At 46.9% G+C, this 18,646-nt stretch carries 17 protein-coding genes and 1 tRNA gene; 7 read left to right on the top strand and 11 right to left on the bottom strand.

The window, feature by feature from the left end:
- Positions 1-795 precede the first annotated feature (795 nt).
- From lptC to hrcA, 5 genes are all read right to left on the bottom strand, one after another.
- The gene (gene lptC, locus NDI35_RS09760) at positions 796-1,992 is read right to left on the bottom strand and encodes an LPS export ABC transporter periplasmic protein LptC (RefSeq protein ID WP_445312560.1); all 1,197 of its coding nucleotides are present in this window, start codon (positions 1,990-1,992) and stop codon (positions 796-798) included.
- Between the two features lie 197 nt (positions 1,993-2,189).
- Entirely contained in the window at positions 2,190-2,795 is a 606-nt protein-coding gene (locus NDI35_RS09755; protein WP_006631885.1) for a LabA-like NYN domain-containing protein, read from the bottom strand.
- Positions 2,796-2,900: 105 nt separating this feature from the next.
- Positions 2,901-4,493, bottom strand: coding sequence for a methionine--tRNA ligase (metG, locus tag NDI35_RS09750; RefSeq protein WP_445312559.1), 1,593 nt, complete (start codon positions 4,491-4,493; stop codon positions 2,901-2,903).
- Between the two features lie 323 nt (positions 4,494-4,816).
- The gene (locus NDI35_RS09745) at positions 4,817-4,945 is read right to left on the bottom strand and encodes a hypothetical protein (RefSeq protein WP_445312558.1); all 129 of its coding nucleotides are present in this window, start codon (positions 4,943-4,945) and stop codon (positions 4,817-4,819) included.
- A gap of 386 nt (positions 4,946-5,331) precedes the next feature.
- Complete coding sequence (hrcA, locus tag NDI35_RS09740) at positions 5,332-6,474, bottom strand: heat-inducible transcriptional repressor HrcA (RefSeq protein WP_445312614.1); 1,143 nt, start codon at positions 6,472-6,474, stop codon at positions 5,332-5,334.
- 357 nt (positions 6,475-6,831) lie between these two features.
- On the opposite strand from hrcA, the gene NDI35_RS09735 reads away from it, so the two are divergent.
- Positions 6,832-8,034, top strand: coding sequence for an RNA-guided endonuclease InsQ/TnpB family protein (locus NDI35_RS09735; RefSeq protein ID WP_445312557.1), 1,203 nt, complete (start codon positions 6,832-6,834; stop codon positions 8,032-8,034).
- An 18-nt stretch (positions 8,035-8,052) separates the two neighbouring features.
- On the opposite strand, the gene NDI35_RS09730 is transcribed toward NDI35_RS09735, so the two are convergent.
- The 4 genes from NDI35_RS09730 to NDI35_RS09715 form a co-directional block, all read right to left on the bottom strand.
- Positions 8,053-8,922 carry an alpha/beta fold hydrolase gene (locus NDI35_RS09730; protein ID WP_445312556.1) on the bottom strand — a complete coding sequence of 290 codons (870 nt, stop codon included), beginning with the start codon at positions 8,920-8,922 and terminating at the stop codon, positions 8,053-8,055.
- A gap of 200 nt (positions 8,923-9,122) precedes the next feature.
- Complete coding sequence (locus tag NDI35_RS09725; RefSeq protein ID WP_445312555.1) at positions 9,123-9,308, bottom strand: hypothetical protein; 186 nt, start codon at positions 9,306-9,308, stop codon at positions 9,123-9,125.
- Between the two features lie 547 nt (positions 9,309-9,855).
- Entirely contained in the window at positions 9,856-10,581 is a 726-nt protein-coding gene (locus NDI35_RS09720; protein ID WP_006631881.1) for a hypothetical protein, read from the bottom strand.
- An 84-nt stretch (positions 10,582-10,665) separates the two neighbouring features.
- Entirely contained in the window at positions 10,666-10,842 is a 177-nt protein-coding gene (locus NDI35_RS09715) for a hypothetical protein (RefSeq protein ID WP_333157763.1), read from the bottom strand.
- 246 nt (positions 10,843-11,088) lie between these two features.
- Between NDI35_RS09715 and NDI35_RS09710 the strand changes: the two genes are divergently transcribed.
- The 6 genes from NDI35_RS09710 (at position 11,089) to NDI35_RS09685 (ending at position 15,949) form a co-directional block, all read left to right on the top strand.
- Positions 11,089-11,640 (top strand): GNAT family N-acetyltransferase, encoded by a 552-nt coding sequence (locus tag NDI35_RS09710; RefSeq protein ID WP_172187348.1) that lies wholly within the window; start codon positions 11,089-11,091, stop codon positions 11,638-11,640.
- Between the two features lie 495 nt (positions 11,641-12,135).
- Positions 12,136-12,209: transfer RNA gene (locus NDI35_RS09705), tRNA-Pro, on the top strand.
- Between the two features lie 152 nt (positions 12,210-12,361).
- Positions 12,362-13,228 (top strand): Tic22 family protein, encoded by an 867-nt coding sequence (locus tag NDI35_RS09700; protein ID WP_445312554.1) that lies wholly within the window; start codon positions 12,362-12,364, stop codon positions 13,226-13,228.
- Between the two features lie 139 nt (positions 13,229-13,367).
- The gene (locus tag NDI35_RS09695) at positions 13,368-14,348 is read left to right on the top strand and encodes a N5-glutamine methyltransferase family protein (RefSeq protein ID WP_445312553.1); all 981 of its coding nucleotides are present in this window, start codon (positions 13,368-13,370) and stop codon (positions 14,346-14,348) included.
- A 46-nt stretch (positions 14,349-14,394) separates the two neighbouring features.
- A complete protein-coding gene (locus NDI35_RS09690) occupies positions 14,395-14,988 on the top strand; it encodes an L-threonylcarbamoyladenylate synthase (protein ID WP_445312552.1) in 594 nt (197 codons plus the stop codon).
- A 25-nt stretch (positions 14,989-15,013) separates the two neighbouring features.
- Positions 15,014-15,949, top strand: a complete 936-nt coding sequence (locus NDI35_RS09685; RefSeq protein ID WP_445312551.1) for a sensor histidine kinase — start codon at positions 15,014-15,016, stop codon at positions 15,947-15,949.
- A 274-nt stretch (positions 15,950-16,223) separates the two neighbouring features.
- On the opposite strand, the gene NDI35_RS09680 is transcribed toward NDI35_RS09685, so the two are convergent.
- Together NDI35_RS09680 and hemB are read right to left on the bottom strand one after the other, a co-directional pair.
- Positions 16,224-16,712, bottom strand: coding sequence for a GNAT family N-acetyltransferase (locus NDI35_RS09680; RefSeq protein ID WP_445312550.1), 489 nt, complete (start codon positions 16,710-16,712; stop codon positions 16,224-16,226).
- 510 nt (positions 16,713-17,222) lie between these two features.
- A complete protein-coding gene (gene hemB, locus NDI35_RS09675; protein WP_445312549.1) occupies positions 17,223-18,206 on the bottom strand; it encodes a porphobilinogen synthase in 984 nt (327 codons plus the stop codon).
- Positions 18,207-18,646: the final 440 nt, after the last annotated feature.

Raw genomic sequence — 18,646 nt, 5'->3', positions numbered from 1 at the left:
CCATTTGAGACGGCATCTCCATAAATGTCAAATGTGCTATGTTTTGCTTGGGGTTGTAGTGTGAGCCTACCTGCCGATTTCAGGGATATTGAGTACACCTTCATTCACTTGTAGGTCTTGACCTCAATACTAATTGATCTAAGCATACAATTATAGTCAGGACTTACGAACTATAGGGTCTCAAACCCAGCTTCGCCGTGCTGCCCTAAAAAAGGGGGAACTTGAAAGCCCTCTTGGAAAAAGGGTTTGGGGGTTGTATGCGTAAGTCTTAAGCTTACGCCAGCTAAATTGCGCTTTTTTTTTCAAGGGGCTCTCTGGCCCGTCGCACAAGGATTCTCAAATAGAGGAAATGGGAACCTAGATGCACAATAACTTAATAGTCTATCGTGCATGGTGCCTAAACCAACCCTAAACTCAACAGTGCCATTAGTTCAGGTTGAATCAGATGCGAAGCTTAAGAAGATTTGGCTGCACGGGCGATCGCCGGAAACGTAGGGGGCTGAGCGAGATAGCATTGAAATCTGGTGTTTGGCAGTTTCGTTTTTTCTTCCAGGGATACGTCTAATCTCCAACACCCCATCTCAAAACGGCAGTCGCACCCCCGGAGGCTAGATATGCAGTTCAACAGCCTTAAACTCTCTCCAACTTAATCCGTCAATTAAGATAGGTTCATCAAGCCTTTCTAAAATTGTTTGTAAATTTGTTGTCATCCCAACCCCTGCTTACTCAATCTAATCTTAATTAGATTTGCGTTGATGGGTGTTCATCTGCCCGCATCTGCGATCGCAACCCTCTCTACTGTCCCAAAGTTCCCTTATACTCGTCCGGTACAAATTCCGTAACCACTTGGCCGCCGCCACCGTCGCCTTTGACAATCACAGTTTGATTTTTCAACTCTCCCGCCGCCCTCGGGCCAGTCAAATTAAACACCGGATTTAGTTGCTTGTAAACCACATTTCCTTCTGCATCAAAAGTCTGATTAGTTAAATACCACGTTACGCGATCGGTATTTAATTGAGCTTGACGTTTTTCCCCGATTCCTACTACATTTCCCGTCAAATAAAAAATTTTTTTCTCTAAATCTCCCCGCCCCGTATCGCCAGTCATCGTCACCTTTTCCACACGGTGCAAAACCTTCACAGGCCCAGGCGATACCACAGATTGCGCCGGAAAATTCCAACTCATCAAACTGCTTTCTATTTGCAGCGGCGGGTCTGATGGCATCAACTGAGCGTTTTTTGTCAGCGTCGCAATCTTGGTTTTTAAGTCTACATCTACTTGGTCGGCAAAACCGCTGTCTGTTACTATTTTATCTTTGTATCTGTCAATTTGAGTCGGTTGGGCGCTGTTTACTTTTTGTTGATCCACAAACCACACTAAGTGCTCGGTTCGCAATTGCAAAACCGGATCTTTAACATTTGCCACCACCGAACCGAATAACTCCATCCTCTTAGCCCTGCTGAAAACCCGCGCTTCCTTCGCTGAAGCCGTCACCTGTTTGTTCTCTCCCGTCAAATTATTGCGGACAACTAAAACATCTTCTTTTGGTCGCCACTCCAACTCATTTCCCCGCAAGACGACTCCATTTTTCAGGTCTGTAGCGACTATGTTACCTTTGAGAAAAACCTGATTTCCTTCCTGAAATACCTGCCCCGTTTCTCCCTGAATATCGTAAATTTCTTTGCCGTCTTGAAACAATTTGCCCACAGGTTTCTGAACGTTAACTATTTTTTTGTCTTTGCTGTAAACGGCATTTTGCGAGTTGACTTTCCAGAACGTCTCGCCCTTTTCGTTTGCTTGTTCTAGAGTTACTTTGTTTAAAGTTAAAGTGCTGTTTGACTGTTGAGCAGTTTGGAGATCCTCAGCTAATTTGTTTTTTTGAGTCTCTTGCGGAACCGCACAAGCACCAATCCCCAAAATCAGTGCTGGTAAAAATAGCAGCCTCAATTTTGGGGATCTGAGATTGGGAATTTGGGATTTGAGATTAATCATTGGCAATTGGAAATTGGTAATCGGTAATTGGGAATTGGGAATGGGGAATTGGTAATTGATAATTTGCTATTGAAAAACGCTTAATCAAAAATTAAAAATGTGTCATGTTTTGTCTAAATTTTTAACTTTTAATTCTCAATAATTCAACCCATTAACCATCACCCATTACCTGTTACCGATTACCCATTACCACATCCCTATCTGTCGTCGTGTTCCTCCATCAAGCTCAGACCTGACAAAGGGCGGTAAGCATAATTAGGACGAGATGTTTTTTGGATGTCGTCCTTAATCATCTCCAAATCGATATAGCGATCGGCTACATTAATCAAACTGTCGCTGGTCATCGATCGCAAACTCACCACCTCAACCCGCACACCGCGATAGCTCACAGCGTCTACAGCATAAGCCAAATCGCCGTCACCGCTCACCAGTACCGCCGTGTCGTAAGACCCCACTAAAGCCATCATATCCACAGCGATTTCTACATCCAAATTCGCCTTCTTAGAACCATCTGGCAACTGTACCAAATCCTTAGAAATCACCCGGTAGCCGTTGCGGCGCATCCACAGCAAAAACCCCTGCTGTTTCTCGTTAGTGCGATCGACACCCGTGTAGAAGAAAGAGCGCAGCAGCCGCGAACCCGCAGTTAAACGGCACAGCAGCTTAGTGTAATCAATCTCAATTCCTAACTGCAAAGCCGCGTAAAAAAGGTTAGAGCCGTCAATAAAAATTGCTACTCGACCCCGATTTTCTAGCACCTGTTCCGGCGTAAAAAGGTCATTGCTTTCTATTCTATTCAACATGATTGTTATGCCTCAATTTTTATGAAAGATTGGTAAGGAAATAACTGCTAATTCGTAGTCTGTCATAACACCCAGAGCGCTGGCTGCCAACTATGAAGGTACTGTTTACAGCAGTTCGATCCGCTTAAAAACAGGTTGGGGTTCCCCCAGAGTTTGGTTTGCCGGCAAAGCGCCCCAGGCAGCATGAGCTGCAAAATTCGCTAAACTGTTAACTGTAACCCGATCGTTAAAGTCAATTGAAAAACCTAGCTGCTGATAGATAGCGTTGCTGATATTAGGAATAATCGGCGATAAAAGGTAAGATGCTAGTCTAACAGATTCCAGAACAGAATATAGCACTTGTTCAACACTTTCGATCTGTCCCTGCTTGTACAAACTCCAAGGTGCTTGCACGTCAATAAACTTGTTCCCGGCTCGAACTAATGCAAGCACGGCTTCGCAAGCCTTGCTAAAAGCCAAGCCTTCGTAAAAACCCGCTACTCGATCGCCCAAATCCAGGCTCATAGCCTTGAGAAGGTTGTCGCCCTCAATGTTTTCTCCCAACACGTTTGGTACGCAGGCACCGCAATATTTGCGAGCCATGTTTAACGTGCGGTTAAGCAAATTTCCCAAATCATTTGCTAGCTCAGCATTCAATATATTGATAAACCGAGTTTCGTTAAAATCGCCGTCCTCTCCGAACTCAATTTCTTTGAGGAAATAGTAACGTACTGCATCAGCGCCGTATTTGTTGACCAATTCGACAGGGTTTAAAGTATTACCCTCCGTTTTCCCCATTTTTTTGCCGTCTTTGGTCAAAAACCCGTGTGCGAAAACGCGACCCGGCACCGGTAGATTTGCTGACATCAGCATTGCCGGCCAGTAAACTGCGTGGAAGCGAAGAATATCTTTGCCGATCAAGTGCAAGTCAACCGGCCACCATTTAGATAAAGCATTCTCCAACATCGGGTCGCTGTCCGGATCTAGCAAGGCGGTGACGTATCCCAGCAAAGCGTCAAACCAGACGTAGATGCTGTGACTGGGGTCAACGGGCAGTGGCAGACCCCATTCGAGATTCACTCTAGAAATCGAAAAGTCTTGCAGTCCAGAGTTGACGAAACTAAGCACTTCGTTGCGTCGGCTTTCGGGCGCGATGAAGTCGGGACGTTCTGCATACAATGCCAGCAGTTGGTCTTGATACCGCGAGAGACGGAAAAAGTAATTTTCCTCGTCGCGCCACTCAACTTCCTTGCTGGTGTGGACGGAACACCGATTTCCCGGCAACAATTCCCTTTCATCCTTAAATTCTTCACAGGAGACGCAGTACCAGCCTTGTTGCTGGTTCAAGTAGATGTCGCCGGAGTTCCAGACGCGGTGGAAAAATTCTTTGACAATGTACTCGTGGCGCCGCGAAGTTGTGCGGATGAAGCGATCGTACTGGATAGAGAGTTGCTCCCAAAGCGCCTCAAACGCCGGAACCACTGAATCGCAGTGAGCTTGGGGCGATCGTCCCAAACTCTCGGCTGTCCGCTGAATTTTCTGCCCGTGTTCGTCCGTCCCCGTCACCAGCAAAACAGATTTTCCCCGCAGCCGCTCAAATCGGGCTAGGGCATCCGCAGCCATAGTCGTATAAGCGCTGCCAACGTGAGGTAAATCGTTTACATAATACAGAGGCGTTGTTATCGCAAAGGTATTCTTAGTTTTATCAGTCGATTTCATTGAATGCTAAAAGAAAATTCCCTAAATTTCGTTTCGATCTTAACTCAGCGGTTAAATTTTTTTTGGAGTGGCAATCAAGCTAAATTCACTGCAAGTTATTTGCAATTGTCTAACCCGGGCTATTCCCAAAAGAAATATTGCTTTCATCTCCACACTAATCTTTTTTAGTTGTTTTTGACGAACTCTCTAAAATGTCTTAATATTTTGACATTCTGCTGCCTTGGGAATCGACGCTCCCAGGGTACGCGCCTCATCTATTCATTGGTCGTAGCCGCTATCCCTAGAGCGGGTTGAGCAGCCCACCCGGTTGCCAACAAAACTCGTCAGTTGGGCTGCTCAACCCGCCGTTCGACTAACGCTCCGCGACCACTTTCTGTGAATGGCCGATCGCTCACCATCGCCATCTCTTTCTCGCGATCGCTGGAAAGTCGATCGCCCGTAACTCCTGCCACTTTCCGAGCCGCTAATGGACGCAGAAACCGGGTTGTTTACGAAACTCTCTTGTCAAGCGCGAAGCTTTAGTTTCTTACCCCAAAAATAGTATAAAACCCACATTTCGCACCCTCAACTCTCACTATCGGTTTTTACTTATTTTGATCGAGCAATAAAACTATAAACGATACTATAATACCGTACATTAACGGATAAAGAACTTTTTAAAGGCATAATTTATTACTTTAAAGATAGATTTTTCTGCGTAATTATGCTGTGTGAGAGCCCAGGATGCCGAATGTGGGATAAAAGCCTAGGTTTTTTGTCACAAAACCCCGTTTTTCCAGGTTGCAAGTACGTCCACAGACAATAAAACCCCAAACCAGTTAAGCTTGGGGCTATCAAATTAGGGTGCATCTAACAAGGGATGATCCGATCGCCCTCGCTCGCCATCAGGAAAACTCACTCGATTTCCGCCAATAGCTTCTGACAAATAATCGGCTGCAGCTTCCACAACCGCGATCGCATTTTCGTAAACCATCCGCGTCGGTCCCAAAACCCCAACACTACCCACCGGCACCGATCCCCGGCGGTAAGTGGAAGAAATCAGAGTACAGCCGCGAATTGGTTCTAAGGAATTTTCCGAGCCAATACGCACCGTTACCCGCTTGCCGGGGGTGTCTAACTCAGGCGATTCAAAAATCAAAGGCCAAAGCAGTTCTTGCTCTTGTTCGAGCAATTGCACCAGGGTTTGAACTTGCTGCAACTGCGAGAACTCAGGCAAGCGCAGCGCTTCTGCCAAACCGCCGATCAGAATCCGCGTGTAGGTTGGATTGCTTTGGCGGCTGCTCAAAGCAGTCAGCATGGTTTCCATCCACTCAGCGTACAGCTCAAAGTCCCGGTCTAACTCGCTCCAGTCTACAGTCGAGAGTTCCGAGAGCGATCGTCCCCGCAACTTGCTGTTCAAAAAATTCGACAAAATCTGCAATTGGCGATCGACGATTTCGACATCAGGCGTGTTACCTTCTGCGTCTCTCGGCAACTGCACCAAAACCGACTGAGTTTCGTAAGCATCCGTCACCACGATCAGCATCACCTTTCCCGGCTCTAGCTGCACCAGTTGCAAGTGGCGCAAGCAAGCCATATTGGTTTGCGGTATGGTGATCATGGCTATGTAACCGCTGATAGTTGCCAGGATTTGAGCAGCGCCGCGGAGTGCCGCGTCCATGCGACCATCCGACCAATTGAGCTGGTCTAGTACCTGTTCCACCTTGCGGGCCAGCGTATCAGACGGCTGAATCAACTGGTCTACATAAATTCGGTAGCCAGAGTCAGAGGGGACTCGTCCTGCCGAAGTGTGGGGCTGATAAAGCAGTCCAGCTTTTTCAAGAGTCCCCATCGCATTGCGAATTGTAGCTGGGCTGACGCTGAGGTTGAATTCGTCAGCCAAAGCTTTTGAGCCAACGGGTTCCGCTGTAGCTATGTAGTGGCGAACCGTTGCCCAAAGGATGTGTTGTTGCCGATCGGTGAGGTTAACGCGCACAGATATTTAAGCAGAATTAGAATTTAGAGTTGAAAGCCACTATTGAATCGAAACGTCTGTCCGAAGAGGGCGAGCGGGCAGACTTATCTATTTAAGATAACAGATTTAGGCGAAGGCAGAAGGAACAGGGAAGAAGCAAGAGGTAAGAATGAACAAGGAACAGGGAAGAATGTTTTAACTCTTCGGCGGTTCGTCCCGCGCTCTAATCGCTTCGATTGAGCGTCGGGATGAAAGCCAGGCTATTTCTTGCCGTCCCGATTGTGGTCTTCACCGAAGCTGTAGAACAATCGGGATAGGCAAGAAATAGCCAACCTCTACGGCACAACCAGTTACGGTAAATGGGATTCGTGTTAAACTAGATATATGAAAAACGTTGTCAAGGTACGAATTTATCCGACCAATGAGCAGAAAGAAACGCTGTCAAAGGCGTTTGGCTGTGCCCGTTGGTACTGGAACAATTCACTGAACGCAACGAACGAGCTCTACAAAGAGACGGGTAAAGGCTTATCCCAGATTGGGATGAACAGTCGCTTACCTGCGCTCAAGAAAGAGTATGAATGGTTAGGTGAAACCTACAGCCAAGTGCTGCAAAGCGTCTCACTGAACCTGTCGAGAGGGTTTATCAACTTCTTTGAAGGACGGGCATCATTTCCCAAATTCAAATCAAAGCACGATAAACAATCGATTCAGTACCCACAAAAAGTTCAAATTGTTGATGATGGTCATCTGAAGTTTCCCGGCAAGTTAGGCGTTGTTTCTGCCAAGATTCATCGCAGGTTTGAGGGAAAAGTCAAAACCGTCACAGTTAGCATGAACCGTACAGGGAAGTATTACGCTTCCTTGTTATTTGATGATGGCTTACCGGATGTTGAGATTTCCTCAAACGGTAAAGCGGTGGGAATTGATGTCGGGCTAACTCATTTTGCGATTACGTCTGATGGGTCTAAGTTCGACAATCCCAAGCACTTGAAGAAACGCGCTAAAAACCTGAAGCGTAAGCAGCAAAAACTATCCCGTAAACAGAAAGGCTCAAATCGTCGCAAGAAAGCCCGTCGCATTGTGGCACGGGTGCATGAAAGAATTGCAAATTCTCGCAAGGACTTCCAGCACAAACTATCTCGCAAACTGGTGAACGAGAACCAAGTCATCATTGTCGAGAATCTGGCAGTCAAGAACATGGTGAAGAATCACTGCCTAGCTCAAGCAATCAGTGATTGTGGCTGGTCAGAATTCACCCGTCAACTCAAATACAAGACGGAAAGAGACGGTAAAACCTATCTAGAAATAGGTCGGTTTTTCCCATCGAGTAAGACTTGTCACGTTTGCCTAAATCAGGTGGGTAGTCTTCCTCTAGACCTCCGCAGTTGGACTTGTTCCAACTGCCAGACAAAGCACGATAGAGACGTAAATGCAGCTATCAACATTCGAGAGGAAGGCTTGCGAATATTAGCGTTAGGAACTAGCGCTACTGCCAATGGACGGAATGTAAGTCCGAAGGCTGGAAGGAAATCTTCCGTGTTATCGGCTGTTCCGGTTGAAGTTGGAAGCCAGCACGGTACCGCTTAGCGGTCGGTGCCTGGTAGTTCACGTGTGTTCTTTCAGAATATTTTGCAGATAACTAGCCACTGCATCCGGCTGTTCCACCATTGCCAAATGACCACAATCGGGAAGCTGAAGGACATTCTCGCCGCAACCTTGGAACATCCAGTGAAAGCTAGCCAAATGCAGCACGTATTTTGGTTCCATAATTTTGTCTTTAGTACCGGCAATAAAATAAACAGGCTGCTTGAGTTGGGAGACAATTTGTGGCAACAGGTGAATCTCCGGTTCTGTGGTGGAGTCCAACAAAGCCCCCAAAGCTGCCTCTGGATGAGCTCCCACGAAATCTCTCAAGCGCTGCCGTCCCCAGGATCTGCCGATCGGGCGGGCTACAGAATCGCGGGCAAACAGGTAATCTGCTAACGGCAAGTGAGGCAGCCAGGCGGGACGCATTGTTACTAGCTGCTTGCCGACCGCTCGAAACCGCTCGAATTCTTCCTTAAGATAGATGCCGCCTCCTGCATTGATGCACACCACGCCTTTAATGCGATCGGACAATTTGCTGGCTCCCCATAGAGCGATCGTACCGCCCAGAGAGTGTCCCACCAGCCAAGCAGAAGATATATCGAGTTTTTCGAGTAAAAGTTCCAAATCGCGAGCGTAAGCTGCGGGAGTGTAGCAGGAATTTAGCGGTTCGGAACATGGGCGATCGTCGCCGGAGTCCGATTGAGAATCGCCAAACCCCCGCAAATCATAGGTAAGGCACTGATAGTTTGATGCCAAGCGATCGGTCAAAGGTTGCCAGTAGTGGCGGCTTAACAGCCAGCCGTGGACAAATACCAGAACCGGGGAAGTTGCAGTCGGAGCCGTCAAATCGTAAGCGTGCCGAACCCCTAGGATGTCGATTGTTGCCATACTTTTATCCTACCCGCTCCATAAGACCTATGTAAACCTATGTATAGCCTTTCTCAGAAAGAGAGAGTACGCCGAAACCCTGTGTTCTCAAGCTTTTTCAGTTGAATTGTGTACCTCATCTACCCAAGAAGCGCTATAAGTAAGCCAAAAAGACTCAACTTTATCGATTTACCGCTTACTTCCTGCTGCAACGCGCGGTCTTAAGTTGACGCTACAAGATTTTTGTCCACTGCACGGGCAATCTTGGCATAGCTTGCCCTTTTATGCGATCGCCCTGGAATAAATATTCCTTCAAACCAGTGTTCTAGGTTTTTTGCAGTATTCAAATTTGTGTCTGCTGTACGATCGCAAGGGGGACATACATCAGCGCGATTTTTTAAGGGCATTTTGCGGCAATAATTTTCCCAACTTTAGCCGATTTGAAAGTCGTAGACCATCGGAATAGCAGTGTCAATTTAGACAAAAAAATATTTTTGTAGGCTAGTTAGCCTTAAATTCCTAGTTCCCATATTAAACTATTGAACTATCACCAGAATTGTGAAATTCACAAATGTTTCAATCTATTATTAGTTACTTGTATATTGTTAGTTTGCCATGATTGTGGGCTAGTAATACGTAATTTTATGAGCGCATCTTTGCGGATATTTGCGACTTTTGCGTGTATTTGTGCGAGCTTATTTACTGCATTTATACGGTAATAACATCGGGCTTTACGACTCACCACGCGCTGTTTGCGCTTCAATTTAAAGTACGCCATCAAATTTAAAAAACTTGACAACATCGTTTCGGCGTGTCTCATGTTTATGAGAACCGCTATCTACACTCGTTTGTACGAACAATTTTGCCGAGCTTTTTATCCTATCTCACTGGACAACTTCTGCAAACTAATGTCTACTTATAGAAATCTAGTTATTTAGGGATCGGCCGCTTGCCCTAAAATCGCTCGCCCAGCAATCTTTGTCGCACCCCCTCAGCGATTTTCTGCCCCAAATACTCGGGAATTAAACTTTCATTGGGCCCCAACAAGTAGAGAATTAGGCGAGTTCGCCCCCGCCAAACCAGCAAATTAGCATTTACGACCAACAAATCCTCTTGCCAGATGGCATACATAACTTTGTAAAAAAGTCCAGGTTGATTATCTGCTTCAATCAGCAAAGCTGGCAAGTGGAAAACCGGATCGACGTAGAATTCAGTTGCCACATCTTCCAAACCCGCGTCTAAATTAAATTCCACCGCCAACATCTCTTCAACCTCAAAATGCCCCGCCAATGCCTCTCGAACGGCTCTACAGACGTTTTCTGCTGTTTTATCTGCCAGTACCTTGCCACCGCGAGATACGACCAATTTGATAAATACCAGCATGGGCGGGTAAATTTGACCGTACAGACTCAGACTGTGAATCGTCAGTCCGTAGGCGGCGAGCACTCCAAAAATATCGCTCAGTAGAAAAGACTGGTTCCGGTAAGCAAAATGCAGGGCACTTTTGTTACCTTCGGCTCGGATTTCGATGACTGCTTGCCGAGTTTTGTAAAGTTGGTAAGCTAATTTGAGGTTTTGCAACTGGATTTCGCTGCTGACAAATTGCTCATAAAACTGTGGAAACGCTCGGTTAAAGCGCTTGAGAAGTTCTAGTGTAGATGGTTTTAAACCCGAAGCCATAATTGAGGAGAAGGTGCGGGAGATATACTGGTATTGACTCTTCCATGCCTTATGGCAATGGGATTTTCGATTCGACGATTCGACTTAAATTGTGCCCGTCTCCTCACTAAAAGCAAAAGTCAAATCTGTCTGAGAACTTATCACGAGAATGTCACCGTTGCGCCATTCCAGTGGTATTTTCCACCAAGGGTATAAGTTCCGGCGCGATCGGCGGCACTCAAAAGAAGCATTTCCCAATATGCCTCTGTCCTGGTTCGGCAACAAATTTTACCTTAAAAGCGGGTTGTCCGGGCACTGGCTAGCAGAACAGTTCTACCAAACTTGACAGAATCAAAAAAGCGCAGACTCAATGTTGGACGACAAATCCCTGTTTTCGGCGTAAGATGAGTGTACCGTAAACTGTTCCTCAAGAGGCTACCGGCAATTGATCCTACGCCGATCGGAGTGGGTTTATCTGTCTGGTTCTCTTTCTCGTCGTCCAACTTCTACTACCTTAACCGCGCCTGCATGGGTTTTTGGAAAAACTTATTTAGTAGTTCTGAGTCTGCCTCTGTACCCCAAACAGCGGATTTTGAGGAAGATGTGGCTGTTGGGTTAGGCGATCCGCTTTCCCCAACGTTTCGCAAACCCGCCAGCGGCAACGCTCGCATCTTTTTCAGTTGCGATCGGGACATTGACCTCTACGAACTCGAAGAACTTTGTAATGCAGTGGGTTGGTCCCGCCGTCCCCTGCGTAAAGTCAAAAAAGCTATTCAGCACAGCTTCCTAGTCGTCTCTATGTGGGAGATGCGGGGCAGCCAGCGACGGCTGGTGGGTTTCGCCAGAGCGACTTCAGACCATGCTTTTAATGCCACGCTTTGGGATGTGGTAGTTCATCCCGACTACCAGGGCAAAGGCATGGGCAAGGCGCTGATGAAATACATCATTAAAAAACTCCGCAGTGAAGATATCAGCAACATTACCTTATTTGCTGACCCTCAAGTGGTGGACTTTTACCGCAATTTGGGCTTTATGTCCGATCCAGAGGGGATTAAAGGTATGTTTTGGTATCCTGATTAGCAAGCGAGGTGCAGGTCGGCGTTGATTTGTTGAGGATATACAATACAAAATTGACGCTGACAACACTGAATGCACCTGTGCGCTGCGGTCAGTTACGCGTGGATGTATCTCGGCATCAGGGTCGTTAGGAACCTGGGCAATTATTGGCAGTCGATTTGAGATTTGAGACGGCGGCGTGAGACTTCGGCGAGCGCTCAGACGATCGGCGCTCAGTCGAGGGGTCAAGTCCCCGTCAGTCGAGTTGCCCTCAGTCGAAGGAACTATTTGAGATTTGAGATTTATTCCACAGATGAATCTGGGAGCTTGAACTAGGTTCTAAAATTGTGAGCAGTTCACGATAGGAGTCAGGGGCGGGTATCGGTTTTTGGTTGGGGTCAAACTGCACAACCTGAAAAAAAACTTCGCCTTAGCTGCATTGAGAGCTAAATATTTAATAAAGCTTGACAAGCAAGCGGTTTTGTGTGTTAATGGTTAGAGGTTAGCTAACTATAACACCGGGATGTAGCGCAGCTTGGTAGCGCGCCTGCTTTGGGAGCAGGATGTCGCAGGTTCAAATCCTGTCATCCCGATCGCACAATGTTAAATAATAGATTCAAGCAGAACTGTCTCAGATGTTTACATTCCGTCAAAATGAAAACAAATTGAGGCAGTTTTTGCCGATCGTGTTAAGTCGCCAGTCTTTGCGTTAATGTGTTTCAGGATCGCTCCTGATGGAAAAAACATGAAATCATTAGTTCGTTTGGGCGCAATATTGGGAATTGTCGGCTGCACTCTGCTGAGCCCCTCCCCAATTGGCAAGATGTCTGCAGTGGCACTGCCTGTGCCGCAAGTTTTAGAAAAGTTGCGCCCGGTGCCGGTATTTACGATTACAGACGGTCAGGGTGGGTTCTTCATCGATTCTGTTCCCAAGCAGGGTGAGGGTCAAACTGGTAATGCTTCGGTAGCGAGAATTTTCATCAGCCAGAAAGATGCTCAAGCTTTTGTCGATCAACTGAAAACCAGAAATCCTCAGTTGGCTGCGTCTGCGCGGGTGACGCCCGTGTCGCTGGGGGAAATTTATCGGATCGCTCAAGAAAATAAAGGCCAGCCAGATCGGCTGCTGTTTGCTTTTATTCCGGCTGCGCAGCAGGTGCAGTCGGCTAAAACACTTCTTCAGCAGACTGGACAACAAGTTAACGAGTTAAACGGTGTACCTCTGTTTTTGGCGAGAGGTGGCCCTGAAAATGCTTATTTGACTATTCAGCAGGGCGAGAAAGAGGAGCTTCCCCTGTTTTTTAACAAGGAGGACTTGCAGGAAATGGTCGATCTTTTTAAGCAGCAGCAGCCGAACCTGAATACCACAATTAAGATTGAGGTGGTGAACTTGGAGAGGATTTTGGAAGTTTTGGGCACTGAAAATGACCCGTCTTTGAGCCAAATGATTTTGGTTCCGTCGCGGGAGTCGCTGGAATTTGTGCGATCGCTCCAACCTGCCGGTGCGGGCCAAAATCCACAGGTTGCTCCGAATCAAACTCGGCCGGCTCCTGCGGCCTCTCCGGCTCCAGCTCGGCCGGCTCCAGCTCCGGCTCCAGCTCGACCGGCTCGCTAATAGTTAGCCAGCAGCATCAGTCATCAGTTATCAGTCATTAATTAGTAGGTTGGGTTTCTCGACTCAACCTACTATTTACGAATTAGCAATTAGCAATTAACAATTAACAATTAGCAATTACCGATTACTAAAAAGCCTTATGTTTGTTTCTGGTTTAGAGCTTTGGCAGTGGGTGAATCAAGCTAAAACAGAGGCGATTACCTATGACATTCCCCTAGCAGAAATCGACTGGCTGCTGCAAGAGCTGGCTGGTTTGGATAGGTTGGCTCTGCGTTTGGAGTCGTTTAAAGATTTGCCAAAAATTGAATTAAAGTTGTCTTTATCTGAACTTGCTCAATTGTGGCAGCGGCGCTTGCTGGAACGGGTGCCGGTGCAGTATTTAACGGGAGTTGCACATTGGCGGCATTGTTCGCTCAAAGTAACGCCGGCGGTGCTAATTCCGCGTCCTGAAACGGAATTGCTGATCGATTTGGCTGTAGAAGCTGTTAAAAGCCGTTTAGAAGCAGAAAATATCCATCAAAAATCTACCCCCCCCAATCCCCCCTTACTAAGGGGGGGAGAAGATTTAAACTTATCCGAGCTTCGGGGGGGAGAATTTGCCAAATCGCATTGGGTGGATTTGGGGACGGGCAGCGGGGCGATCGCGATCGGCTTGGCTTCTGCGTTGACAAGTGCTAAGGTTTATGCGGTAGATTGCAGTTCGGAAGCTTTGGCAGTTGCTCGACTGAATGCTGAGAATTTGGGTTTTGGATCGCGAATTAATTTTTATGAAGGTTTGTGGTGGGAACCCCTAACCTTTCTTAAAGGTAGCGTTAGTGGCATGGTCTCTAACCCGCCTTACATCCCCAGCAGCACGGTTCTTACCCTGCAACCGGAAGTTTTGAGGCACGAACCTCATCTGGCCTTAGACGGCGGTTTTGACGGGTTAGATTGCATCCGGCATTTGGTAGAAACGGCTCCCGATTATTTAGAATCCGGGGGAGTTTGGTTGGTGGAGATGATGGCGGGACAAGCTGAGGCGGTAGCTGATATGCTCGAAAGTCACGGGAGTTACGATCGAGTTCAGATATTTTCTGATTTAGCAGGAATCGATCGGTTTGCCTTAGCGTATCGACGTTAGGTTTCAAGAATATGTCGTACTTCTAAAATCTAAAATCTCAAATGGCATGACACAAGTTTCGATCGACTCCTTGATTCAAGGGGCAATTTCTGGTAATCATATCGTCAGTTTTCCTACAGATACTGTACCCGCTTTGGCTGCGCGTCCCGATCGCTCGGAGTTGATTTTTGCAGCTAAACGTCGCAGTCAAGACAAACCGCTGATTTTGATGGCAGCATCGGCCCAAGCCTTGTGGCCCTACGTGCAGGGAAGTCCAGCAGAGTTAAACTTGTGGCAGCAAGTAGCCGCATCCTATTGGCCGGGGGCCTTAACTTTGGTGCTGCCGGCTTCGCCAAAAGTCCCGGCGGCGATGAATCCCATCGACCCGACTACAATCGGAATACGAGTGCCTAACCTTCCCCTTGCCCTAAAGATTCTAGAGCAGACAGGCCCTTTGGCTACTACCAGTGCTAATTTATCAGGTCAGCCGCCTCTGGAGTCGGTGGCAGAAATTGAGGCTCAGTTTCCCGAAGTCTTGACATTAGTTCCTTCTGAATTAGCAACAGCGGCAACAGCTTCGAGTTTGCCTTCGACTGTGGCTAAATGGACGGGCAGCGAGTGGGAAATATTGCGACAAGGCGCGATCGAGTTAGAATGCTAAAAGCTAAACTCCAAGGCAAAGCAATATGGCGCCGATCGGCTGGAGCGACTTTATATATTTAGGTATGGGACTGGGGCTGGGTTTGGGAAGCAGTTTGATTTGGCGCCTGCGGCAAAAAAGCTCGCAACAGCCCGAACCTGCGCCCAAAGTAGCCCCACCTCCTCAAGAAATTCACTTAGAGAAGTTTGATGCCCTTTCCGACCAACTTAAGCAAACTCAATTGGCTTATCAGATGGCATCGGAGATGAGCCAATTTAAGGCGGGTTTTTTGGCTCGAACTTCTCACGAGTTGCGATCGCCCCTGAGCACTATGATTGGTACGCTGCAATTAATTCTCTCGGATTTGTGCGACGATCCTGCTGAGGAACGAGAGTTTGTCGAGCAAGCTCACGCCGCGGCACTCAAGCTGGTGAAATTAATAGATGAAATTATCTCTGTTGCTAAAACTGAACACGGCACTGAAAGGATGGATATTGAGCCGATTCAGTTAGCTAAGGTTTTTGACGAGGTTGATGATTTAACTTACTTGCAAGCTGCTAATCGCGGCATTCGTTTGGAGATATTGCCGCCAGATCCGGGGATTTATGTATTGGCAGATTTGCCGAGGTTTAGGCAAGTTTTAGTCAATTTGGTAGATACTGCTGTTGCTCAGATGGAGGAGGGGAGTATTTCTGTTTCTGCCCATGCTTCGCCGGAATCTGGATGCGTTCACATTTGGGTGGACGATCAGCGTTCAGTGAGTGCTTGGAGCGAGTCTTGGGATTTGCTGAAGCACGATTTGGAGTGTGATGTTACCAAGAGCAGCGATAATTCTCAGGTGTCTTCTGGAATGAGGTTATTGATGAATCAGACTCTTTTAAGTTTGATGAGCGGAAAGTTGGAGGTTCTGGCTGTGCCTTCTGAGTCCGAAGAGTGCAATTTTAACCGGACTCAGTGTTCTATTCCTTTGGCAACTTTGTGATGAAGGAAGAAGGAAGAAGGAAGAAGGAAGAAGGGAGAGAACTTTGTAGGGACAGGGCACTGCCGTGTCCTCCATTTAGATCGTTGCGATCCTAACGGATTTAATATAACTATCGCTCGATTAATTGTAGGGAAACGGCACTGGTATGTCCTGATTGCCGGTAATTGTAGGGAAACGGCACTGCTGTGTCCTGATTGTGGATAATTTATAAGTAGTAAGGTGCGCCGAAGAGCACCCTACATATTATAGATTTTGGTGCCAATGTTGTGATTATTTAACAATTAGCAGTTAGCAATTCGCCGTTGCTAATTTCTAATTCGAGATTCTCTTCGAGAAGCTGATTTTCAAGTACCATGGTGGTGCTAGCGTTTTGCTGAAAACCGATGCGTTCGTAGAAGCTTTGCTTGTAAGTTGTCATCAGGTAAACTCGCTCTACTCGGCACATCCGGGGGTGACTCAAGACGGTTTGCACTAATTTGCGTCCGAGTCCTGCACCTTGGTAATCCGGGTGAATGGCGACATCCCAGATGGTAGCTCGATAGATCCCATCTGAGGTGGCTCTGGCAAAGCCGATCGCCCGTGAGCCGTCCCAAACTGTAACCACTGGTTCGCTGTTGGCGATCGCAATTTCCCAATCTTCTATCTTGCGTTCCCTCGCCCAAAAGGCGGCGGCTTTAAATAGTTGTTGGATCTGTACGATGTCTGCGCGATCGCGACCTATACAAAATTGAATGTGACTGGAATCCCTAGTCGTTGATGTCATGCTCAATCTGCCTTCAAGTTGTATCTAAACTGTGTTACTTTTACTGTCTTAGCGGGTATAGTTGATTTTGCGTGGGAACAATCAATGATTTAATCCCCGATTTACAAAACTATTTTTATTCATACATATTTTCTAACTAATTTCGGTGATTATTAATACTTTTTGGGGTGATTTTTGTAAAAAAGTCTTTGACTCCAAATTCACAACTTATAACTCATACCATTTGATATTTGATATTTGAGATTTTAGATGGGGATTGACTGATTTTTTAGGGGTTTGGAGTTTGTCTGCAGAGAAACCGGGTTTTTTCTCACGTCTATTTCGTTACAGCCCACGGAAACTGTAAAAACCAGGTTTCGAGGCGTCGTTTATCGGTAAGCGTAAGTGATAGCTAGTCTGTTGCCTAATTGCTCAAAAATCATCTATCGAGAGAGGTATTGACTCCACGAAAACACCCGAAGATTGTGCTGTGGAGTCAATTCTTTAATCTCTAATCTCTAATCGAGTGAATCAGTTTTGCAGCCAGCGGGCGGCGTCTTTGGCGTGATAAGTCAAAATCAAATCAGTACCAGCACGCTTGAATCCTGTCAAAGTTTCCATCACTACTCTTTCTTCGTCTATCCAACCGTTGAGAGCCGCGGCTTTCACCATCGCATATTCCCCAGAAACGTTGTAAGCAGCAACTGGCAGGTTAGTTGCTTCCTTCACGCGCCAGATGATGTCCATGTAAGCTAAAGCGGGTTTAACCATGAGCATATCTGCGCCTTCGGCAATGTCGAGAGCAATTTCTTTAAGAGCTTCGCGGCCGTTTCCTGGGTCCATTTGATAGGTGCGTCGATCGCCAAATTGCGGAGCAGAATCTGCAGCATCCCGGAATGGGCCATAATAAGCTGAGGCGTATTTTGCCGCGTAAGACATGATGGGAATATCTTCAAATCCAGCACTGTCCAATCCTTCGCGAATTGCTCCGACAAAACCGTCCATCATTCCCGAAGGTGCGATAATATCAGCACCCGCTTTAGCTTGAGAAACTGCGGTTTTCTTCAGCAATTCTAGTGTGGGATCGTTCAAGACGCGGCCGCTTAAATCTCCGACTTCCAAATAGCCGCAGTGACCGTGACTGGTATATTCGCACAGACAAGTATCGACCATGACGATTAAATCTGGTACGGCTTTTTTAACTGCTTCCGTCGCTTTTTGGACGATGCCGCAGTCGTGCCAAGCACCTGTAGCATCTGTGTCTTTATCTGCGGGAATGCCGAATAAAATAATAGCGGGAATGCCGAGGTCGTAGACTTCTTTTGCTTCTTCTACTATTTTGTCTACCGATAGCTGGTAAACTCCCGGCATCGAGGTGACTTCTTTAGCAAAAGCTTCCCCCGGTACGGCAAATAGGGGGTAAATTAAATCGCTGGTTGTCAAGATATTTTCGCGTACCATCCGGCGGAGTTGGGGATGGTTGCGGAGGCGGCGGGGGCGGTGAGTTGGAAACATAATGTTTTTTTTACGGTAGATAAAGCCCTGTTTTTGAGGACTCGTGGCGCTTCTTTAAAAGTCTAGAGCTTATTGTTGGCCGATCGCCCTGTACTTAAGTAAAGTTCTGTAAAAGCCAGGATGTTGATTGTTTGTAGTAACTGAGATGTTGCACCATTCTCAATAACCATTTTATGGGCGGGCTAGAAGATCCCAACCCGTACTCCCCACAAGAAATTCAGTCTTTGTGGAACAGGCCGGAAAGCCGGCTCTTGAGAATAGTGGAAGAATTAAGTAGTAAGGAATGCAAGTCCTTTCTAGCTTTTCTCGTTTGCAGACTCAGGCCTAAGTGTGGTTGGATCGGTTGGTACGGATATCTCGCTGGCTTCATACCTATAACCAGGCTGCCCAGAAGCGAGGATAGACTGTAAATTATAAATGTATCGAATAGTAACGGTCTT

Source organism: Microcoleus vaginatus FACHB-2002 (genome assembly GCF_040004035.1).
Classification (GTDB): Bacteria; Cyanobacteriota; Cyanobacteriia; order Cyanobacteriales; family Microcoleaceae; genus Microcoleus; species Microcoleus vaginatus_C.
This window is presented reverse-complemented; position numbering and strand designations above follow the sequence as displayed.

Bases quoted from the DNA above. Each gene is read 5' to 3' on its own strand.
- lptC (WP_445312560.1), bottom strand. From the start codon at position 1,992: ATGATTAATCTCAAATCCCAAATTCCCAATCTCAGATCCCCAAAATTG.
- NDI35_RS09755 (WP_006631885.1), bottom strand. From the start codon at position 2,795: ATGTTGAATAGAATAGAAAGCAATGACCTTTTTACGCCGGAACAGGTG.
- metG (WP_445312559.1), bottom strand. From the start codon at position 4,493: ATGAAATCGACTGATAAAACTAAGAATACCTTTGCGATAACAACGCCT.
- NDI35_RS09735 (WP_445312557.1), top strand. From the start codon at position 6,832: ATGAAAAACGTTGTCAAGGTACGAATTTATCCGACCAATGAGCAGAAA.
- NDI35_RS09730 (WP_445312556.1), bottom strand. From the start codon at position 8,922: ATGGCAACAATCGACATCCTAGGGGTTCGGCACGCTTACGATTTGACG.
- NDI35_RS09725 (WP_445312555.1), bottom strand. From the start codon at position 9,308: ATGCCCTTAAAAAATCGCGCTGATGTATGTCCCCCTTGCGATCGTACA.
- NDI35_RS09720 (WP_006631881.1), bottom strand. From the start codon at position 10,581: ATGGCTTCGGGTTTAAAACCATCTACACTAGAACTTCTCAAGCGCTTT.
- NDI35_RS09710 (WP_172187348.1), top strand. From the start codon at position 11,089: ATGGGTTTTTGGAAAAACTTATTTAGTAGTTCTGAGTCTGCCTCTGTA.
- NDI35_RS09700 (WP_445312554.1), top strand. From the start codon at position 12,362: ATGAAATCATTAGTTCGTTTGGGCGCAATATTGGGAATTGTCGGCTGC.
- NDI35_RS09695 (WP_445312553.1), top strand. From the start codon at position 13,368: ATGTTTGTTTCTGGTTTAGAGCTTTGGCAGTGGGTGAATCAAGCTAAA.
- NDI35_RS09690 (WP_445312552.1), top strand. From the start codon at position 14,395: ATGACACAAGTTTCGATCGACTCCTTGATTCAAGGGGCAATTTCTGGT.
- NDI35_RS09685 (WP_445312551.1), top strand. From the start codon at position 15,014: ATGGCGCCGATCGGCTGGAGCGACTTTATATATTTAGGTATGGGACTG.
- NDI35_RS09680 (WP_445312550.1), bottom strand. From the start codon at position 16,712: ATGACATCAACGACTAGGGATTCCAGTCACATTCAATTTTGTATAGGT.
- hemB (WP_445312549.1), bottom strand. From the start codon at position 18,206: ATGTTTCCAACTCACCGCCCCCGCCGCCTCCGCAACCATCCCCAACTC.